This window comes from Methylobacterium persicinum, assembly GCF_022179525.1.
Classification (GTDB): domain Bacteria; phylum Pseudomonadota; class Alphaproteobacteria; order Rhizobiales; family Beijerinckiaceae; genus Methylobacterium; species Methylobacterium persicinum.
In genome coordinates, this window is sequence record NZ_BPQX01000069.1 from 1 (window position 1) to 17,939 (window position 17,939).

General features: G+C 69.2%; 20 protein-coding genes. 2 read left to right on the top strand and 18 right to left on the bottom strand.

What is annotated here, in order from left to right:
- Positions 1 to 67: 67 nt before the first annotated feature.
- The 7 genes from prfB to MFF22_RS24730 all read right to left on the bottom strand — a co-directional run bounded on the left by prfB (position 68) and on the right by MFF22_RS24730 (position 5,155).
- Positions 68 to 1,196 (bottom strand): peptide chain release factor 2 gene (gene prfB, locus MFF22_RS23165; protein ID WP_238253037.1). Its coding sequence is split into 2 segments (ribosomal slippage): positions 68 to 1,126 and positions 1,128 to 1,196, totalling 1,128 coding nucleotides; the frame shifts between segments, so codons are not numbered across the junction.
- A 195-nt stretch (positions 1,197 to 1,391) separates the two neighbouring features.
- The gene (locus MFF22_RS23170) at positions 1,392 to 2,390 is read right to left on the bottom strand and encodes a MaoC family dehydratase (protein WP_238253038.1); all 999 of its coding nucleotides are present in this window, start codon (positions 2,388 to 2,390) and stop codon (positions 1,392 to 1,394) included.
- A gap of 24 nt (positions 2,391 to 2,414) precedes the next feature.
- The gene (ychF, locus tag MFF22_RS23175) at positions 2,415 to 3,512 is read right to left on the bottom strand and encodes a redox-regulated ATPase YchF (RefSeq protein ID WP_238253039.1); all 1,098 of its coding nucleotides are present in this window, start codon (positions 3,510 to 3,512) and stop codon (positions 2,415 to 2,417) included.
- A gap of 8 nt (positions 3,513 to 3,520) precedes the next feature.
- Positions 3,521 to 3,970, bottom strand: a complete 450-nt coding sequence (locus tag MFF22_RS23180; RefSeq protein ID WP_238253040.1) for a PIN domain-containing protein — start codon at positions 3,968 to 3,970, stop codon at positions 3,521 to 3,523.
- Positions 3,960 to 4,196 (bottom strand): hypothetical protein, encoded by a 237-nt coding sequence (locus tag MFF22_RS23185; protein ID WP_238253041.1) that lies wholly within the window; start codon positions 4,194 to 4,196, stop codon positions 3,960 to 3,962. The genes MFF22_RS23180 and MFF22_RS23185 overlap by 11 nt, the downstream gene beginning before the upstream one ends.
- A gap of 46 nt (positions 4,197 to 4,242) precedes the next feature.
- The gene (pth, locus tag MFF22_RS23190) at positions 4,243 to 4,851 is read right to left on the bottom strand and encodes an aminoacyl-tRNA hydrolase (RefSeq protein ID WP_238253043.1); all 609 of its coding nucleotides are present in this window, start codon (positions 4,849 to 4,851) and stop codon (positions 4,243 to 4,245) included.
- 175 nt (positions 4,852 to 5,026) lie between these two features.
- Positions 5,027 to 5,155, bottom strand: coding sequence for a hypothetical protein (locus tag MFF22_RS24730; protein WP_283206207.1), 129 nt, complete (start codon positions 5,153 to 5,155; stop codon positions 5,027 to 5,029).
- A gap of 250 nt (positions 5,156 to 5,405) precedes the next feature.
- Here MFF22_RS24730 and MFF22_RS23195 point away from each other — a divergent pair, with 250 nt between their 5' ends.
- The gene (locus tag MFF22_RS23195; protein WP_238253045.1) at positions 5,406 to 5,675 is read left to right on the top strand and encodes a hypothetical protein; all 270 of its coding nucleotides are present in this window, start codon (positions 5,406 to 5,408) and stop codon (positions 5,673 to 5,675) included.
- 27 nt (positions 5,676 to 5,702) lie between these two features.
- Here the strand turns inward: MFF22_RS23195 and MFF22_RS23200 are convergent, their stop codons facing one another.
- The 11 genes from MFF22_RS23200 to rho all read right to left on the bottom strand — a co-directional run bounded on the left by MFF22_RS23200 (position 5,703) and on the right by rho (position 17,023).
- Entirely contained in the window at positions 5,703 to 7,373 is a 1,671-nt protein-coding gene (locus MFF22_RS23200; RefSeq protein WP_238253047.1) for a putative bifunctional diguanylate cyclase/phosphodiesterase, read from the bottom strand.
- 385 nt (positions 7,374 to 7,758) lie between these two features.
- Positions 7,759 to 8,643, bottom strand: a complete 885-nt coding sequence (locus tag MFF22_RS23205) for a TIGR01459 family HAD-type hydrolase (protein WP_238253048.1) — start codon at positions 8,641 to 8,643, stop codon at positions 7,759 to 7,761.
- A 35-nt stretch (positions 8,644 to 8,678) separates the two neighbouring features.
- On the bottom strand, positions 8,679 to 9,857 hold the full coding sequence (locus tag MFF22_RS23210; RefSeq protein WP_238253049.1) for an extracellular catalytic domain type 1 short-chain-length polyhydroxyalkanoate depolymerase: 1,179 nt from the start codon (positions 9,855 to 9,857) through the stop codon (positions 8,679 to 8,681).
- 26 nt (positions 9,858 to 9,883) lie between these two features.
- A complete protein-coding gene (locus MFF22_RS23215; RefSeq protein WP_238253050.1) occupies positions 9,884 to 10,318 on the bottom strand; it encodes a ribbon-helix-helix domain-containing protein in 435 nt (144 codons plus the stop codon).
- A gap of 143 nt (positions 10,319 to 10,461) precedes the next feature.
- Entirely contained in the window at positions 10,462 to 11,181 is a 720-nt protein-coding gene (gene dnaQ, locus MFF22_RS23220; RefSeq protein ID WP_238253051.1) for a DNA polymerase III subunit epsilon, read from the bottom strand.
- A 230-nt stretch (positions 11,182 to 11,411) separates the two neighbouring features.
- Positions 11,412 to 12,059 carry a dephospho-CoA kinase gene (gene coaE / locus MFF22_RS23225; RefSeq protein ID WP_238253052.1) on the bottom strand — a complete coding sequence of 216 codons (648 nt, stop codon included), beginning with the start codon at positions 12,057 to 12,059 and terminating at the stop codon, positions 11,412 to 11,414.
- A complete protein-coding gene (locus MFF22_RS23230) occupies positions 12,056 to 12,886 on the bottom strand; it encodes a shikimate dehydrogenase (protein ID WP_238253053.1) in 831 nt (276 codons plus the stop codon). The genes coaE and MFF22_RS23230 overlap by 4 nt, the downstream gene beginning before the upstream one ends.
- On the bottom strand, positions 12,883 to 13,833 hold the full coding sequence (locus MFF22_RS23235; protein ID WP_238253054.1) for a cation diffusion facilitator family transporter: 951 nt from the start codon (positions 13,831 to 13,833) through the stop codon (positions 12,883 to 12,885). Before MFF22_RS23235 ends, MFF22_RS23230 begins: the two co-directional genes overlap by 4 nt.
- Positions 13,834 to 14,180: 347 nt before the next feature.
- On the bottom strand, positions 14,181 to 14,792 hold the full coding sequence (locus MFF22_RS23240; RefSeq protein WP_238253055.1) for a Maf family nucleotide pyrophosphatase: 612 nt from the start codon (positions 14,790 to 14,792) through the stop codon (positions 14,181 to 14,183).
- Positions 14,793 to 14,950: 158 nt separating this feature from the next.
- Positions 14,951 to 15,589: a hypothetical protein gene (locus MFF22_RS23245; protein WP_238253057.1), complete on the bottom strand. Its 639-nt coding sequence runs from the start codon at positions 15,587 to 15,589 to the stop codon at positions 14,951 to 14,953.
- Between the two features lie 90 nt (positions 15,590 to 15,679).
- A complete protein-coding gene (gene rho, locus MFF22_RS23250; RefSeq protein ID WP_238253059.1) occupies positions 15,680 to 17,023 on the bottom strand; it encodes a transcription termination factor Rho in 1,344 nt (447 codons plus the stop codon).
- A 372-nt stretch (positions 17,024 to 17,395) separates the two neighbouring features.
- Here rho and MFF22_RS23255 point away from each other — a divergent pair, with 372 nt between their 5' ends.
- Positions 17,396 to 17,899 carry a DUF3429 domain-containing protein gene (locus MFF22_RS23255; RefSeq protein WP_238253060.1) on the top strand — a complete coding sequence of 168 codons (504 nt, stop codon included), beginning with the start codon at positions 17,396 to 17,398 and terminating at the stop codon, positions 17,897 to 17,899.
- Positions 17,900 to 17,939 lie beyond the last annotated feature (40 nt).

Here is a 17,939-nt window from a genome sequence, read left to right on the forward strand (position 1 = left end):
GACGCGGGCACCTCAGGATGATGGGAGAGGGCGGGGCAGGTCACATCAAGACCGTCCCTCCAGGGGATCAATCGATGTCCTCGACGCCTTCGACGCCGCCGTAGACCCGCTGGGCCAGGGAGGCCTCCATGAACGGGTCGATGGCCCCGTCGAGCACCTCGTCCGGGTCGGTGGACTGGGTGCCCGTCCGGAGATCCTTCACCAGCTGGTACGGCTGCAGCACGTAGGAGCGGATCTGGTGGCCCCAGCCGATATCGGTCTTGGCGGCGGCCTCCGCGTTGGCCTTCTCCTCGCGCTTCTTCAACTCCGCCTCGTACAGGCGGGCGCGGAGCATGTTCCAGGCGGTGGCCCGGTTCTTGTGCTGCGAGCGCTCCTGCTGACACGCCACCACGATCCCCGTGGGGTTGTGGGTGATGCGCACCGCCGAGTCGGTGGTGTTGACGTGCTGGCCGCCGGCGCCGGACGAGCGGTAGGTGTCGATCCGGCAGTCGGATTCCTTGATCTCGATCTCGATCCGGTCGTCGATCACCGGATAGACCCAGACGCTGGCGAAGCTCGTATGCCGCCGGGCATTGGAATCGTAGGGCGAGATCCGCACGAGGCGGTGGACGCCGGATTCGGTCTTGAGCCAGCCATAGGCGTTGTGGCCCTTGATCAGGAGCGTCGCGCCCTTGATCCCGGCCTCTTCGCCGTCGGTCATCTCGACCACGTCGACCTTGAACTTCCGCCGCTCGGCCCAGCGCGCGTACATGCGCTGGAGCATGTTGGCCCAGTCCTGGCTCTCGGTGCCGCCCGCGCCGGCATGGACTTCCAGATAGGTGTCGAACCCGTCCGCCTCGCCCGACAGCAGGGTCTCGACCTGCCGGCTCGCGGCCTCCTTCTCGACGGCGAGGATCTGCTGCTCGCCCTCGGTGATGGAGGCGGAATCGCCCTCCATCTCGCCGAGTTCGATCAGCGTCGCCGCGTCTTCAAGGTCGCGCTCCAGCTTGCGGATGGCCTGGACGGATTCATCGAGCTGCTGGCGCTCGCGCATCACCGCCTGGGCGGCTTCGGCGTCGTTCCACAGGTCCGGGTCCTCGGAGCGGGCGTTCAGCTCCGCGAGGCGTTTGTCGACTGTGTCCCAGTCAAAGATGCCTCCTCAGCAGTCCTATAGACTGCTTGGCGGCATCCGAGGCTTGCTCGATCTCGGCGCGCATCTGGTGTTTCGGAAGAGAGGAAAGTCAGGGCCGGGGTGATACCGGCGGCGTTGGGCGGTGTAAATGGGCGAAGGCGGCGGCGCCGTCTTTGCGAGCGCAGCGAAGCTACCCAGGGCAGCGGGCCGTGTCCGCACTTGGCGGATCCCTGGATTGCTTCGCTGCGCTCGCAAAGACGAGGTGGCCGGGCTTCCCGCGTTACGCCCCGTCCGGCGCCCATTGCATGAACACCGTGCTGTCGAAGGCGAAGACCGGCTCGTCGCGCTGGTTCACCCCCGTGTTCCGGGAGAACGCGATGCCCCAGCCCGGGCGGGAGCCGGAGGCGCGCTTGTCGGTGAGGCGTGTGGCGAAGCGGATCGTGTCGCCGGCATAGACGGGCCTTATCCAGCGCATGTTGCGGAAGCCCGGCGAGGGCCCGGATTCGGGCACGGGGCCCCGCGCGGCGGTGAAGGCCGCGTCCCGGGCGCGGGTGGTGAGCAGGCGGTTCATGTAGGCCGCCGCCGTGTGCCAGCCCGAGGCACAGAGCCCGCCGAAATGCGTCCGCCGGGCCGCCCCGTCATCGAGGTGGAAGGCCTGCGGATCGTAGGCCCGGGCGAAGGCGACGACGGACTCCGCGTCGAACGTATATGACCCGAGCTCCCGGGTCAGGCCGATCGCGGCCTCGCCCAGAAAGGGAATCGCCTCGGCATCGTTGGTCTCCGGCAGCGGATGCGGCGCGGCGAGGGTGACGGGCCGGGGCGGCAGGGGGTCCGTGCCGGCGCGGGCGAGCATGAATGTGAAGCGCTGGGTCATCACGCTCTCCCCCCGGCCGTTTTCCAGGCCGAGGAGGGCACTCACGAAGCCGAGGCCGGGCTTGGTCGCGGAATCCCGCAGGCCGGTGATCTCCAGCCGCACCCGCAACGTGTCGCCGGGCAGGACAGGCGCCAGCCAGCGCAACTCGTCGATCCCCGGGGCACCCAGCGACGAGCCTCCCTGGAACGGCCCCTGCTGCAACAGGCGCATCCCGAGCGAGGCCGTGTGCCACCCGGAGGCGATGAGGCGCCCGGCGAAGGTCTTCTCCGCCGCCGCCTCGTCGAGGTGGAAGGGTTGGAAGTCGAACGCCCTGGCGAAGCCGACGATGTCCTCGCGGGTCACCGCCAGCGGCTCGCCGGTCAGAACGTCGCCGACGGAGAAGTCGTCGAAGGTCAGGTCGGGCATTCGGTGTCCGGCTGTGATGGGAGGTCAGTTCGCGAAGCGGAAATGCAAGACGTCGCCGTCCTGCACCACGTATTCCTTCCCCTCAAGCCTCAACTTGCCGGCATCCCGCGCGCCGGACTCGCCCTTCAGGCTGGTATAGTCCTTGAAGGCGATGGTCTCGGCGCGGATGAAGCCCTTCTCGAAATCCGAGTGGATCACCCCGGCGGCGCCCGGCGCGCGGGTGCCCTTGGTGATGGTCCAGGCCCGGGCCTCCTTCGGGCCGACGGTGAAGTAGGTGACGAGGCCGAGCAGGTCGTAGCCCGCACGGATCACCCGGTTGAGGCCGGGCTCGGTCAGGCCCACCGCCTCCAGGAAGTCGCCCTGGTCGGCGGCCGGCATCACGGCGATCTCGCTCTCGATCTTGGCCGAGACCACCACCGCCACGGCGCCCTCCGCCTTGGCCCGGGCGAAGACGGCATCCGAATGGGCGTTGCCCTTGTCGGCGTCGCCCTCGTCCACGTTGCAGACGTAGAGGACGGGCTTGGCGGTCATCAGGCCCAGCGACTGGAACAGGCGCTCCTCCTCGGGCTTGCGCTCCACGAGGCGGGCGGGCTTGCCCTCGCGCAGCAAGGGCAGGGCGCGGTTCACGAGGTCCAGCGCCTCCTTGGCCTCCTTGTCGGAGCCCTTGGCCTTCTTCTCCAGGGCGACGGCCCGGCGCTCCAGGCTGTCGAGGTCGGCCAGCATCAGCTCGGTTTCGATGGTCTCGATGTCCGCGGCCGGGTCGACCTTGCCGTCGACATGGGTGACGTCCCCGTCCTCGAAGCAGCGCACCACGTGGGCGATGGCATCGACCTCGCGGATGTTGGCCAGGAACTGGTTGCCGAGCCCCTCCCCCTTCGAGGCGCCGCGCACGAGGCCGGCGATGTCCACGAAGGTCAGCCGCGTCGGGATGATCTCCTTCGAGCCGGCGATGCGGGCGAGGTCATCGAGGCGCGGATCGGGCACCGCCACCTCGCCGACATTGGGCTCGATGGTGCAGAACGGATAGTTCGCCGCCTGCGCCGCCGCGGTCTGCGTCAGCGCGTTGAAGAGGGTCGACTTGCCGACGTTCGGCAGGCCGACGATGCCGCATTTGAAGCCCATGACGTGTCCTAGTGTTCTGCGCCGACGGCTTCAGGGCCGACAGTGAAGGGGTTGAGGATCGTGACGCCGTGAAGCGTGCGACCGTGTTGAAAGTCCTCGGTCAGCAGATACCGGCAGCCGGCGCGAAGGGCTGCGCCGAGGATGGCACAATCCCACCATTGGAACGCGGTCTCCCGCCGGAGTGACCACGCGATCCGAATCAATTCAAGGTCGACGGCACCTTGGGAGTAGGCTTCAAGTTCGAGGGTCGCTTGCCGGGCCGCGTCGGCCGTGATCGGCAGCTTCCCCCTGAGGGTGACGTGGAGAAACTCGCCGAGCACCTGAGGGCTCACCACAAGGGCACCCCGGTCCGCCAGCACTGACAGCCAGCGAGCCGCAGCGGCTTGCTTCGAAGGTTCACGGTCGTCACGGGCGTACAGGAAGACGTTCGTCTCGACGAAGACCGACTCAGTCGTCATCGTACATCTGATCGCGGGTCGGTGCCTTTCCGTTCGCATCCAGAACGTGCAGCGGCGGCCCGGCGAGGAACCGCTTCATCGCCTCGGACTGTGGCAGCGTCGGACGCCCGACGCGCTGCTCGACCGTCTTGGCGATGAATTCGGACAGGCTCGTCCCCTCGCGGGCCGCATCCTCCTGCGCCCGCTGGAGCACCACATCGTCCAGGCTCACGGTGATGGTCAGCATCGTTCCGGCTCCGCTACCCCGGATATCGTGTCCCCGTGTTTTCGTGTCAATTTTTCGCGCCGAGCGTCTTCACCTCGTCCCAGCCGCGACCGGCCATGGCGAGGTGGACCTTGTTCTGGAAGCTCGCATCCTCGCCCGCCGCGAGCACGGCGGCGTGGTCGGCCACCGCCCGGCAGAGGTCCTCGACCCAGGGCATCTCGGCCTTGCCGAAATCGTTGAGCACGTAGGCGTGGACCAGCGCCTTGTCGCCGGGGTGCCCGATGCCGAGCCGCACCCGGCGGTACTCGTTGCCGCATTGGGCGGTGATCGAGCGCAGGCCGTTATGCCCGGCATTGCCGCCGCCCTGCTTCACCCGCAGCTTGGCCGGGGGCAGGTCGAGTTCGTCGTGGAGCACGATCACGTCCGACAGGGCGATCTTGTAGAAGCGCTGTGCCTCGGCGACCGCGCGGCCCGATTCGTTCATGAAGGTCTGTGGCTTGAGCAGGATCGCGCGCTCGGAGCCGAGCGCCACCTCCGCCGCCTCGCCCTGGAACCGCCGCCGGAACGGGGCCGCCCGGTGGATGCGGGCGATCTCGTCGATGGCGAGGAAGCCGATATTGTGCCGGTTGGCGGCGTAGCGGGGGCCCGGATTGCCCAGGCCGACGATCAGACGCATCCTGTCCCGGAGCGTCCCCGCGGGCCGCCCCGTCCTCCTATGGGGCGCTCACCGGAACCGGGAGCGCGCGGCGGGAAAGGCCCGCGCATAGCAGATCGCCGGGGGCGCCGACAGCCGCGCCGTCCCTGCCCCCGCCAATCACCCAGCAGCTCCCGAGGGCGCGTTCCCCCGCGGGTCAGGCGGTAGCGAATTGGCGGCGCAGGAAGCCGCGGAGCATCCGGAAGGGCAGGAGCGGCAGCTTGACCAAGCCTCCGACGGCGACGACGGCGAGGACGGTCAGGATCGCGACGACGGTCTTGAACACGGGGGGCTCCGTGGCTATGCGGCCACAGTGAACCGCAGAACGACACAGGGCGCCTCAAAGCGGGCAACAGTGTGGAGTTCCCAACACGGTGCCTGCGGCGAAGGTGATCTTGTGCGCCGCGGCAGAAGCATGGGCGTGCCGGCGGGGGCGCCGAGATCTGCGCCATGCTCATGCCATCGTCGGGAGGCATCCGCATCGCCGCCGCCGGGTTTCAGCCCCGGCGACGTGGTGAAGCGTAAAGGGAAGTTCGATGTCCAAGACCCTGGCGGCCCTGCTGGCCCTCGCCATCGGCGCGGCCCCCGCCGCGACCCTCGCCGAGTCCTCGCCCGCGCGGAATGCGCTCAAGCGGGCCTGCACCGGCGACTACATGGAGCTCTGCAGCGCCTATTCCCCGGGCGGCCCGGAGGTGGAGGCCTGCTTCCGCACCAACATGAAGAAGCTGTCCGCCGACTGCGCCACGGCGATCACCGCCTACAAGCGCGAGCAGAAGGCCACCCGCCGGGTCAGCGAGGCCCGCTGACGGGCTCCGCCCCCGACGGGCCGCGGGTCACGAGGCCCGCGCCAGAGTGACGAAGGCTCCCTTCGGGACCCCGTCCTTGTCAGTGCCGCCCTTGGGAACGCCCCCCTCCGGAACGGCGACCCTGTCGGGGCCGACGAGCAGGTCCGGGATCGGGGCCCCCGCGGTCATCCCGGACAGGATCCCGTCCATCTCGAATTTCGGCATGGCCCGGCCGAACAGGTAGCCCTGTCCGAAATTGCAGCCCTGGTCGGACAGCCAATCGACGCTGGCGTCGGTCTCGATGCCCTCGGCGGTCGTGGCGAGGCCGAGGCTAGAGCCGAGCTTGATGATCGCGTCCACCAGCTTGGCGCGCTCGTCGCTCATGGTGATCGCATCGACGTAGCTCCGGTCGATCTTGAGCTTGTCGAACTTCAGTTCGCGCAGGTGGTACAGGCTGGAATAGCCGGTGCCGAAATCGTCGAGCGCGATGCGCACGCCGAGGCGCTGGAGGGAGGTCAGCGTCGCCCGCGTGGCCTCCAAATCCTGGATCAGGGCGCTCTCGGTGATCTCGACCTCAAGACGTCCCGGCGGGAAGCCGGTTTCGGTGAGGATCGCGAGGATGCGCTCGGCGAGCCACGCGTCCTGGAACTGGTGCGGGGCGATGTTGACGGCCAGGACCAGGTCGCCCGGCCAGTCCCGCGCATCGATGCAGGCCCGGCGGATCAGGTTGTAGCTGAGTTCGGAGATCATCCCCGTCTCCTCGGCCACGGGGATGAACTCGTTGGGGCTGACGAGGCCGCGCTCCGGGTGGCGCCACCGGGCGAGAACCTCCACGCCAACGATCTTCTTGTCGGGCAGGGCCACCACCGGCTGGTAGAAGGGCTCGATCGCCCCCTGCTCGATGGCGGTCCGCAATTCGCCTTCCAGGCGTGCGCGGGCACGAAGCTCCTCGTCCATGGCGCTGCGGAAGAAGCGGTAGGTCCCGCGGCCTTCCTTCTTGCCCTGGTACATGGCCAGATCCGCCGCATGGAGGATCGCGTCGGCATCCGCGTAATCCGCCGTGGCGGCCGCGACGCCGACCGTGGCCCCGACCTTCAGCTCGTTCTGGCTCCACTCGATCGGCGCGGCGATGGCCGCGATGACACCCTGGGCGAGGCGGGTCAGCCCCTCGCTGCCGTGGGTGAGGGGGACAAGAAGGGCGAACTCGTCGCCGCCGAGGCGCGCGGCGACGCCGCCCTGCGGCAGAAGGGCCGTCAGGCGTTCCGCCACGGCGCACAGCACGGCGTTGCCCGCGGCATGGCCGTAGAGATCGTTGACTGGCTTGAACCGGTCGAGGTCGATCAGCAGCACCGCCGACAGGTCCGACGGCGATTGCCTGCGGACGCGCTCGACCTCTTCGAGGAACCGGCGGCGGTTGGCGAGGCCGGTGAGGCCGTCGTGCCGGGCCACCGCCTCGGCATGGGCGGCGGCGGCGTCCCGCTCCAGCATGAGGTGGCGCATGAGGATCGACTTCCGGACGCTCGCCCCGCAGATCGCCACGCCCATGCAGGCGCCGAGGATCATGAAGTCACCGAGGCGGTAGGTCTGCACGACCTCGTGGAGGACGTCGAAGGAGCCGAGGGTGATCCCCACGAACCAGATCCCCGCCCCGATCAGCAGGAGGCAGAGCGTCTCGTACAGCTCCCCCTTTCGCCACCGTTTGATGGTCGCTTTGGTCATGTCGCCCGCCTTTCGGATGGGGATCAAAGCACCGATCACCTAAGGTGTGGTGAAGCCGGTCACAGAAACATGCAGTTGTGTGCTCCACTCAAGCGGTATTGAGAGCTTCCTCCGCCCATATGGATGCCGGCTCTGCGTTATAAAACGCAGCAAAAACAACGAAATGGAGCGCGTTCTGTCATATTTGGATCACGTCCTCTCCGCTGTCATTGCGAGCGAAGCGAAGCAACCCAGGGATCCGGTTTGGCCTGAGACGTCCCGATGCCCTGGATTGCCTCGCTCCGTTCGCACTGACGGAGAACGCTGGCGCGTGAAAGGATATAAATTCGGTCATCTCCCGGGATGTGTTGAACTTGACTCCACGGGGCGAAGGCGCTGGAAGCGCCTACCAAATCAGCCACTCCATGATGGCGTCCGGCCGGACGGCTTGCCGGGACAGCCACTCGGCCACGTCGCCGAGGCGGTGGTGCTCCGCCGAGACGCCGAGTTCCTCCGCGTGGATCCCCCGGGCGACGAGGAGGCTCGCGATGCCGAAGCCGCCGGCCCCGGTGATGTCGGTGCGGATGGCGTCCCCGATGGCGAGCACCCGCCCCTTGTCGTCCGGTGCACCCCCGTCGAGGGCGGCGGCGGCGGAGAGTGCGGCCTCGTAGACCGGCCGGTGGGGCTTGCCGGCATAGATCACCTCGCCGCCGAGATCCGCATAGGCCGCGGCCAGCAGCCCGGCACAGGGAATGAGCCGGTTGCCGCTCTCGACGACGAGGTCGGGGTTGGCGCAGATCATCGTCAGGCCCCGCCGGGCGAGGCGGCTCAGCTCGTCGCGATAGTCGTCGGGCGATTCCGCTCGGTCGTCGAACAGGCCGGTGCAGACGACGAGGTCGGCTTCCTCTTCGGGCACCAACGTCAGGTTGAGACCGGCGAAGACGCCAAGGTCGCGCTCCGGCCCAACATGGCGCACCCGGGCGCCGGGCCGGGCCGCGATCAGATCGCGGGTGAGGTCGCCTGAGGTGAGGATCCCGTCGTAGGCTTCCCGCGGGACGCCGAACCGGTCGAGGATGCGCTGTACGCCGTCGCCCGGCCGGGGGGCGTTCGAAACCAGCACCACCCGCCGCCTGCGCGGGCCGGGGAGGGCGCGGAACCGGATCAGCGCCTCGCCCGCGGCACGGTGCGCCTTCTGCCCGTCATGGAGCACGCCCCAGACGTCGCAGAGGATCAGGTCGCGCCCCTCGGCGATCTCCGACAGGCCGGACAAGGTGGGGATGGGCGCGGTCATCGGTTCGGGTCCTGGTCTCTGCATCGTGGCGGACGTCAGCGGGATTTCGGCAGCCGGTGCCCGGCGAAGAAGTCGAGCATCGCCCGGGAGGCGTCCGGTCCCCCGGGATCGGTATAGCTGCCCTCCGGCCTGCCGCCCGACCACGCATGGCCGGCGCCCCGGATGCGCCAGTCCTCCAGGACGACGCACCCGGCGCGGTCGGTATAACGCGTCCGCGTGAAGGCGTGGCCGCCGAAGCGCGCATCCGTGCCCTCGAAGCTCTCGGCGCTCGCCGTGAGACCGGAGGCCTCGGCCTGGGCCAGGATCTGGTCGGCGTTGCGCACGCTCACCGTGTTGTCGTCGCTCCCGTGGAAGACGATCGTCGGGATTCGCTTGGGTGTGACGGCAGCGCCGAAATGCGGCCCCGTCCCGAGGCCCGGCGCCCCGACCTGCATCGCCACCAGGGCCGAGCCGAGATCCCGGGCGCAACCCGCCGCGAGACCCGAATGGACGCCGACGGCGGCATAGAGGTCCGGATAGGCGTGGGCGATGTTCAGGGCCGCCGCGCCCCCCGCCGACATGCCCGCGATGTAGACCTGGCCCGGATCAATGGGGAATTCGGCCATCACGGCGCGGGTGATCGCGGCCACGATGGCGGGCTCCCCGGTCTCCCGGCCCTGGTCGCCGGGATCGTACCACTTCCAGCACTTCTGCGGATGCGCCGACCGGCTCTGGGCCGGGTAGGCCACGAAGATCCCGGCCCGCTCGGCCAGGGCATTCATGCCGGTGCCGGCGGCGAAGTCGTCGGGGTTCTGCGTGCAGCCGTGGAGCATCACCACGAGGGGGGCCCCCTCCTGCGGCGCGCTCGGGATGAAGAGCTTGTAGTCCCGCGAGCCGGCGGCGACCGAGAGGCTACGGCCGACGAAGGATCCCGGCGTGGCCTCACCATCCGCCTCGGGCGCCGGGGCGCGCAGGGGATGGCCGAGGCCCTTCAGCACCGGCCCGATCCCGCGCACCACGGTCTCGACCACCTCCCGCATCCGCAGGCCCGGGGACGGCTCGGCGCCCTGGCGCGGCAGTCCGCCCTTGCCGGACAGGGAGCGCTGGATGAGGGCGGTCGCCTCCTCCAGGCGTCCGAGACCCGTCAGCCGGGTGGCCTCCGCCAGATCCCCCAGGGGATCCCCCGGAGACCGGGTCCCGGACTTCGGGTCGAATTTGCCGAATAGGTCGGACATGGGTGTCCCTCGTCTCGGGATTGCGGTCAGCGCAGGCGGTCGGCGAGGGCGGCGCGGACGGCCGGGCTCGCCTGGAGGCTGCCCAGGACTGTCAGGGTGCCGATGGTGTCGCGGGCGAGTTCGGGGGTGACGTCCGGCCCGATGGTGGCGAGGCCGAGCACCCGGATGTCGAGCATCCGGCCCTCGGCCCGGGCCGCCTCGAGCTCAGCCCGGCCGATCCGGCACAGCCCGAGTTCGATGCTGCGCCGCTCCACCGATTGCTTAGTGATGTCCGCGTGCCGACCGATCTGGTTGCGGATCGCCGTGCGGATGAAATCGCTGCGGTTGGCGTAGACGCCCTCGGCCACGAGCAGATCCACGTAGCCGAGATCGACGTGACCAAGATTGATGGTGATCTTCTCGCTCTCGGGGACCCGCGAACCCGGCCCCGCTTGGCTCTGCAACACTTGGGCTCGCGCCACGACCCGTCTCCTACCATCCAGCTGGATGGCATATAGAGGGTCATTTTTGCATTGCAATAGGCGCTTGTTGCAATGCAGCGCAGGAAGGATAGGGCAGGCGGATGGGTCCGATCGCGCAGCATGGCGCGATCGGACGGATTGGATCAGGCGGGTTCCGTGCCGCCGATGTAGTCCGACCAGATCGCCCCCGCGCCAAAGCTCCCGCGGAACGCATCGTGACGCTCCCGTTCGGCATCGGTCAGGCGGCTGCGGAAGGCCCTCGGTGCCACGGGCACAGCGCCGGGCGTGTCGGAGGCGGCGGGGGCGGCGGCTTCCGCCATGAGGAGGCCGAGGCTCGTCTGCTTGCCGCCGAGCAATTCGACATAGACCTCGGCCAGGATCTGCGCGTCGAGGAGCGCCCCGTGCTTGGTGCGGCGGGAATTGTCGATCCCGTAGCGGGAGCAGAGGGCGTCGAGATTGTTGGCTGCGCCGGGATGCTTGCGCCGGGCCATGGGCAGGGTGTCGACGACATCCTCCAGCCGGATCGGCGGGGGGGCCTTCGCACCGAGCCGGGCATATTCCATGTTGAGGAAGCCCACGTCGAACGGGGCATTGTGGATGACGAGGCGGGCATCCCCCAGGAAGTCCAGCAGGTCGGGCAGGATCGCGGCGAAGACCGGCTTGTCGAACAGGAACGCGTCGGACAGCCCGTGCACGGCGAAGGCGCCCTCCGACACCGCCCGCTGCGGGTTGACGTAGCGGTGGAAGTCCCGGCCCGTCGGGATGTGGTTGAACAGCTCGATGGCACCGATCTCGATCAGCCGGTCGCCGTTCTGGGCCTCGGTGCCGGTGGTCTCGGTATCGAGGACGATCTCACGCAGCATTCTGTCGGGTCCTGCCGGTCCGTGGGGCGATGGCCGCCGAACCTACGCCCTTAGCGCGTCTTCGGGAACCGTGGGATCGGCTCCCCTCCGTCCCAGCCTCGTCGTCATTGCGAGCACGGCGAAGCAATCCAGGGCCGCGGGACGTCTCGGAGTGTGGCGGATCCCTGGGTTGCTCCGCCGCGCTCGCAATGACCGCGGGGATGACCTGATCCAAGGATGATAAAAATGCTTCAGCCCACTGGTTTTGCCGCGTTCGACCGCGGCAGGGGGTGGGCGCCGAGCACCGCCACGATCCGCGCCACCTCCGCCTCGGCGTAGGAAAAGCCCCTGCCGGTGTCGATGACGTAGTCGGCCCGGGCCCGCTTCTCGGCATCGGGCATCTGCTTGGCGAGGATCGCCGCGAAGGCGGCCTCGGTCATGCCCGGTCGGGCGAGGACGCGTTCGCGCTGGACGGCGGCCGGTGCGCTCACCACTGCCACGGCATCGCAGCGGCCCTCGCCGCCGGTCTCGTAGAGGAGGGGGATGTCGAGGACGACGAGGGGCGCGTCCCGGTGCGCCAGCAGGAAGGCATCCGATTCGATCCGCACCAGGGGATGGACCAGGGCCTCGAGCCGGGCGAGCCGGTCCGGCTGCCCGAGCACCGCCGCCCGCAGCGCCCCCCGATCGACGCCACCCTGCGGATCGATCACCCCCGGGAACTCCCGGCCGATGCCCCTGGCGGCCGCGCCCCCCGGCCCATAGAGGGCGTGGACCGCCGCATCCGCGTCGTGGACGGGCACACCCAAAGCCCGGAACATGGTGGCGGTCGCCGACTTGCCCATCCCGATGGAGCCGGTGAGGCCGAGGATGCAGGGCCGGCGCCGCCCCGCCGCGCTCATCGGAGGAGGTCCGCGACGATCACGTCGCGCAAGGCGGGCGTCACCTCCGGCCGCACGCCGAACCACGCTTCGAAGCCGGGTACGGCCTGGTGCAGCAGCATCCCGAGCCCGTCCACCGCAGCGAGCCCCCGGGCACGGGCCGCGGCAAGAAGGTCCGTCTCCAGGGGCGCGTAGACGATGTCGGCCACGGCCGCGCCGGCCGGGAGCGGGGCGAGGTCGAGGGCCAGGGGCAGCTGCCCCTTCATGCCTAGCGACGTGGTGTTCACCAGGAGGCCCGCCCGCGCCATCGCCGCCGGAAGGTCCGCCCAGGCGAGGGGCTCAGCGACGCCCGGAGCCAGGGCGGCGACCGCCTCGGCCCGCGCCTTCGTGCGGTTCGCCACCCGGATGCGCGAGACGCCCCGCTCGGCGAGGCCAACCACGATGGCCCGCGCCGCGCCGCCGGCACCCAGGATCACCGCCTCGCCGCGCACCGGCCAATCCGCCCCGAGGCTCCGGTCGAGATGGGCGCAGAAGCCCGGCGCGTCGGTGTTGTCCCCGTGGAGGCGGCCGTCTGCGCCGACGACGAGGGTGTTCACCGCGCCGATCGCCTCCGCCCGGGGGGTCAGGGTGTCGGAGAGGGCGAAGGCGGCCTCCTTGTGCGGGAGGGTGACGTTGCCCCCGGCAAAGCCCGACTCCGACAGGCCCCGCAGGAACGCCTGGATGTCGGCCGGAGGCACGTCGATGCGCTCGTAGCTGCCGTCGATCCCGTGGGCGGCGAGCCAGTGACCATGAATCAGCGGCGAGCGGGAATGGGCGATGGGATGCCCGACGACGAAGGCCCTGATCATGCCGCGCAGGCTCCCGCGAGGCGGCAATCGGGGCCGCCCGCCTCCTCGATCTGGAGGGTGGCGTGTCCGATGCCGAACCGTTCACGCAGGCCGTCGGCCGTCTCGAGGAGGAAGCCGTTGCCGGGATGCCCTTCCCCCATCACCAGATGCGCGGTGAGGGCCACGCTCGTCGTGCTCATCGACCAGATGTGCAGGTCGTGCAGATCGGACACCCCGGGCCGGTCGCGCAGGAACCCTTCCACCGCCGTGGGGGAAATCTCCGGTGGCACGGCGTCGAGGGACATGGCCACGCTGTCGCGGAGCAGCCCCCAGGTCGCCCAGACGACGAGGCCCGCCACCACGAGGCTCACGGCCGGATCGATCCATTCGAGACCGGTCGCCCAGATGGCGAGGCCCGCCAGCACCACCCCCGCCGAGACGGCGGCGTCGGCGGCCATGTGCAGGTAGGCGCCCCGGATGTTGATGTCTCCCTTGGCGCCGCTGGCGAACAGCCACGCCGTCACCCCGTTCACGAGGATGCCGATGGCGGCCACCACCATCACCGTGCCGCCCGCGACGGGCTCCGGGTGGACGAGGCGCACCGCCGCCTCCCACATCACGGCGCCCATGGCGATGAGCAGGAACACGGCGTTGAACAGGGCCGCGAGGATCGACGAGCCGCGCAAGCCATAGGTGAACCGCGCCGTCCTCTGCCGCCGGACGAGGACCGAGGCAACCCAGGCGGCGAGGAGGCCGAGAACGTCGGACAGGTTGTGGCCCGCATCCGCCACCAGGGACATGGCGTTGGCGGCGTAGCCGTAGCCGGCCTCGATCACCACGAAGGCGGTGTTCAGGGCGATGCCCACGGCGAAGGCCGTGCCGAACCGTTTGGGCGCATGGGAATGGCCGCCATGGGAATGGCTGCCGTGGCTATGGCCACCATGTCCGTGATCGTGTCCGGCGCCCATGCTGTTCACCCTTGCCTCGGAAGGCCCGTCATACCTCACCCGGCGCCGTCTGTTACCCTTCGATCTGCCCGTCGGGCGACCGGTGCGGGCGGCGGACGAGGCACCCAATGGCGGGTCCGGCCAACGGGGACGCTCAGGAACGCCATCCGTCATCCCCACCCGCTGCCTCATCCCTCATCCTGAGGTGCCGCGTCTGCGGCCTCGAAGGAGGGCTCCAGGGATCGCGCGGAAGCTGGAGCCCTCCTTCGAGGCCGACGCTTCGCGACGGCACCTCAGGATGAGGGACAGGGTGGGGCGAATCGCGGTTCACAGTCTCCCTGCCTGGCGTGCCCCGGCCGGACGCGGCTTCAGAACCGCAGCAGGCCCGCCGCCCGGAGGCGGGCGAGCAGGGGCGTGAGGGGCAGGCCCAGGATCGTGCTGTGGGCGCCCTCCACCGCCTCGAACAGATGGATGCCCGGCCCTTCCAGCTGGTAGCCGCCGACGCTGCTGCAGATGCGGGCTTCCCCGGCGCAGGCGACATAGGCTTCGATCGCATCCGCGGAGAGGGGGCGCATGGTCATCCGCGCCGTATCCGTGAAAAGGTCGCTCACCCCGTCATGGACCAGGGCCACGGCGGAATGGAGCGCATGGGTCCGGCCCGCGAGCCGGGCGAGGTGCTCCCGTGCCGCCAGCCCGTCCGCGGGCTTGTGGAAGACGGTCCCGTCGAGGGCGAGCACCTGATCGGCCCCCACCACGACCCGTCCGGGGTGGCGAGCGACCACGGCCTCCGCCTTGGCCCGGGCCAGGGCGAGGGCAAGATCTTGAGGCGACAGGTTCTCGGACGCCGCCTCCACCGCCCGTTCGTCCACGCCGGGGGAAGTTGTCTCGACGGGTAGGGCCGCGCTTTCCAGAAGCAGGCGGCGCGTGGCGCTGGTCGAAGCGAGGAGAAGCGGCGCCGGGCCGAGCCAGGGAGACGTCATCGCCCCAGTGTCACGGTTCGCGGCGATCCTGCAAGGGAATCGGCTCGCTGTGCGACGCGCCCCACCGCCGGCTCCGGGCCGGTCGGCAGGGCTGTCGCCGGGGCCGCTACGCCACCTGACCCCTGCCGGGACACTCGCAGAAATCGGTTAGCCGAATGTCAACGCAGGGGCTTGGAAATGCCGGGAATGGCCTTGGTGAGGCCGGGCACGGCCTTGTCACTCACCGTGTGGCGGGCGGCCATGGCGGTGTTGATCTCCCAGAGGAGGAGGTCGGCGGCGAGACGGAGGGCGCCGTGGCCGCTGCGGCCGAGGGCGGTGCGCACCTCGATGCTGCGCTCGGCAGCTTCCATCAAGGGATCGACCGGCTCGGCGGCCGACACCGGGCGCGGGGATGCGATACAGGTCGCCTCGGCCGAGAGTGCGTCATCGCTGGTAATGTCGATGAACACGCCGCGGCCGATGATTCGGCCATCCTCGCTCCATGCGAACAAGCCCCGTGCCTGGATTCGCCGCAATCCGACCCTGGGGAGGATCGCCCGGAATTCCATCAGGGACGACCCGCCCGACCGCATGCGCTCCCGGCAGTGATTGGTCGCGGCCTGCCTGTCGTCCTCGTGGACCATGGCGAAGGTCCGGGCGAGGGGCACGGCGACGCCCGCCAAGTTCTCGTCGTCGAAGACGTACCTGGCCCCCGCCCGGTCGAGCGTTCCCGTCTCGGCCGCGCCGTCGATCTCCCACTGACCGACGATGCCGGCGGCCGCGAGGGCCGATGGCGGAGAGGCGAGACGTGATCCCATCGACGGACCTTTGCATTGGAGCGCGAGAAGGATCGTATCTCCTGAATCGGCGTCCGCCGGCAACCCTCGAGATTGTTTCTAAACTTTATTTTATGTGTTCATCGAGTCGAAGAAATCAGTGTTTGTCTTTGTCTGGCGCAATTTGTCCAACAAGAACTCAATTGCGTCAGTCACGCCCATCGGATTGAGGATTCGCCGCAGGACATAGGTCTTCTTGAGCGAGTCCGGCGGGACCAGCAGTTCTTCCTTGCGGGTGCCCGACCTCGTGATGTCGATGGCGGGGAAGATTCTCTTATCGGAAACCTTCCGGTCGAGAATGATTTCCGAATTGCCGGTGCCCTTGAACTCCTCGAAGATCACCTCGTCCATGCGGGAGCCGGTGTCGATGAGGGCCGTGGCGATGATCGAGAGCGATCCGCCCTCCTCGATGTTGCGGGCGGCGCCGAAGAAGCGCTTCGGCCGCTGCAGGGCGTTGGCGTCCACGCCGCCGGTCAGCACCTTGCCGGAGGACGGCACCACCGTGTTGTAGGCCCGGCCGAGGCGGGTGATCGAATCGAGCAGGATGACCACGTCGCGGCCGTGCTCCACGAGACGCTTGGCCTTCTCGATGACCATCTCGGCGACCTGCACGTGGCGGGTGGCCGGCTCGTCGAAGGTGGAGGCGATGACCTCGCCCTTCACCGAGCGCTGCATGTCGGTCACCTCCTCCGGGCGCTCGTCGATGAGCAGCACGATGAGGTAGCACTCGGGGTGGTTCAGGGTGATCGACTGGGCGATGTTCTGCATCAGCACGGTCTTGCCCGTGCGCGGCGGCGCCACGATCAGGGCGCGCTGGCCCTTGCCGATCGGGGCCACGATGTCGATGATCCGGGGCGAGAAGTCCTTCTTGGTCGGGTTGTCCAGCTCGAGCTTGAACCGCTTGGTCGGGAACAGCGGCGTCAGGTTGTCGAAGTGGACCTTGTGCTTGATCTTCTCGGGGTTCTCGAAATTGATCGTGTTGACCTTCAGCAGCGCAAAGTAGCGCTCGCCGTCCTTCGGGCCACGGATCGGACCCTCGACCGTGTCGCCGGTCCGCAGGCCGAAGCGGCGGATCTGGGTCGGCGAGATGTAGATGTCGTCCGGACCCGGCAGATAGTTCGAATCGCTGGAGCGCAGGAAGCCGAAGCCGTCCTGGAGCACCTCGACGGTGCCGGCGCCGATGATCTCCACCTCCTTCGAAGCGAGCTGCTTCAGGATGGCGAACATCAACTCCTGCTTGCGCATGGTCGATGCGTTCTCGACCTCCACCTCTTCGGCGAAGGCGGTGAGCTCGGTCGGCGTCTTGGCCTTGAGCTCGGAGAGTTTCACCTCGCGCATGCCGGCGAGGGCGGCCACGGCGGTCTCGGCCGGTTCAACGGTCTCGAGATCGGCGAGGGCGTCGGAGTCTGAAGTCATGGAATGTCTTGAACCGACGAAGGAACGGGACAGGGAGGTCGGTTTCGCGCCAAACGCCCGGGGAAGGGCTCCGGAGGGCGGGCCGCACCGCGGCGTGAAGCCCGTACATCGACTTTGGCGAACCGTCTTGGCAGGACCCTGGGGAGCTCACGGGCGCGCTGCGGCGCGGACCTTGTGAGAAGGGCACCGGATACTTACCCCGTTTCCGCTGGGATCTCAAGACCCTCCCTCGCCCTGCCGGCCGTTAGCGGCGAAGGGGAGGGCGGAACCCGGTCCGCCCGAGCCCGTTGCCCGTCCCGTTCACGGCGTCGCGGCGAAAGGCCGGGCGGGGGCCCCGCGCCGGAGCCGATGCAGACTGTGAGAGACCGTTCCATGCACGACGACGCCACGGGCCGCACCATTGTCGCCCGCGAACCCCGCCGGATCCCCTGGCTCGATATCGTGTTCGGCTTTGGCCCAATGCTGCCCATCGCGGCGGGCGCGGCCGTGGCGTGGTGGCTCCAGGGGCAGCCCCTCGACTACCTCGTGGCCCTGTGCACGCTGCTCTATTCCGCCTCGATCCTGTGCTTCCTCGCCGGCGTCCACCGGGGCGTCAGCTTCCGCACGGAAGGCGGGCCGCGCCTGTCGCAGATGGTGACGATGCTGGTGCTCTACGGTCTCGGCCTCGGGAGCCTGTTCTCCGCGGTGCTGGGCAAGGTGGTGATCGGGCTGGCCATGTTGATCCTCGGCTATGCCCTGGTGGCGGTGCTCGATCCCATCGAGGCACGGTCGGGCTCCGTGCCCCTCGCCCATGCCCGGCTCCGCCCCATCCAGATGCCGATCGCGGTGGTGAGCCTCGCCGTCCTGCTCTGGGTGAAGCTCAACGCGCCGTACTGACGCCCGCTTGCCGCTCCCCGACCGCCTGCGTTAGAGCCCG

What these genes read in the sequence shown, in the direction of transcription:
- MFF22_RS23170 (WP_238253038.1), bottom strand. Translation starts at nt 2,390, where the DNA reads ATGCCCGACCTGACCTTCGACGACTTCTCCGTCGGCGACGTTCTGACC.
- ychF (WP_238253039.1), bottom strand. Translation starts at nt 3,512, where the DNA reads ATGGGCTTCAAATGCGGCATCGTCGGCCTGCCGAACGTCGGCAAGTCG.
- MFF22_RS23180 (WP_238253040.1), bottom strand. Translation starts at nt 3,970, where the DNA reads ATGACGACTGAGTCGGTCTTCGTCGAGACGAACGTCTTCCTGTACGCC.
- MFF22_RS23185 (WP_238253041.1), bottom strand. Translation starts at nt 4,196, where the DNA reads ATGCTGACCATCACCGTGAGCCTGGACGATGTGGTGCTCCAGCGGGCG.
- pth (WP_238253043.1), bottom strand. Translation starts at nt 4,851, where the DNA reads ATGCGTCTGATCGTCGGCCTGGGCAATCCGGGCCCCCGCTACGCCGCC.
- MFF22_RS23195 (WP_238253045.1), top strand. Translation starts at nt 5,406, where the DNA reads ATGTCCAAGACCCTGGCGGCCCTGCTGGCCCTCGCCATCGGCGCGGCC.
- MFF22_RS23200 (WP_238253047.1), bottom strand. Translation starts at nt 7,373, where the DNA reads ATGACCAAAGCGACCATCAAACGGTGGCGAAAGGGGGAGCTGTACGAG.
- MFF22_RS23205 (WP_238253048.1), bottom strand. Translation starts at nt 8,643, where the DNA reads ATGACCGCGCCCATCCCCACCTTGTCCGGCCTGTCGGAGATCGCCGAG.
- MFF22_RS23210 (WP_238253049.1), bottom strand. Translation starts at nt 9,857, where the DNA reads ATGTCCGACCTATTCGGCAAATTCGACCCGAAGTCCGGGACCCGGTCT.
- dnaQ (WP_238253051.1), bottom strand. Translation starts at nt 11,181, where the DNA reads ATGCTGCGTGAGATCGTCCTCGATACCGAGACCACCGGCACCGAGGCC.
- coaE (WP_238253052.1), bottom strand. Translation starts at nt 12,059, where the DNA reads ATGAGCGCGGCGGGGCGGCGCCGGCCCTGCATCCTCGGCCTCACCGGC.
- MFF22_RS23230 (WP_238253053.1), bottom strand. Translation starts at nt 12,886, where the DNA reads ATGATCAGGGCCTTCGTCGTCGGGCATCCCATCGCCCATTCCCGCTCG.
- MFF22_RS23235 (WP_238253054.1), bottom strand. Translation starts at nt 13,833, where the DNA reads ATGGGCGCCGGACACGATCACGGACATGGTGGCCATAGCCACGGCAGC.
- MFF22_RS23240 (WP_238253055.1), bottom strand. Translation starts at nt 14,792, where the DNA reads ATGACGTCTCCCTGGCTCGGCCCGGCGCCGCTTCTCCTCGCTTCGACC.
- MFF22_RS23245 (WP_238253057.1), bottom strand. Translation starts at nt 15,589, where the DNA reads ATGGGATCACGTCTCGCCTCTCCGCCATCGGCCCTCGCGGCCGCCGGC.
- rho (WP_238253059.1), bottom strand. Translation starts at nt 17,023, where the DNA reads ATGACTTCAGACTCCGACGCCCTCGCCGATCTCGAGACCGTTGAACCG.
- MFF22_RS23255 (WP_238253060.1), top strand. Translation starts at nt 17,396, where the DNA reads ATGCACGACGACGCCACGGGCCGCACCATTGTCGCCCGCGAACCCCGC.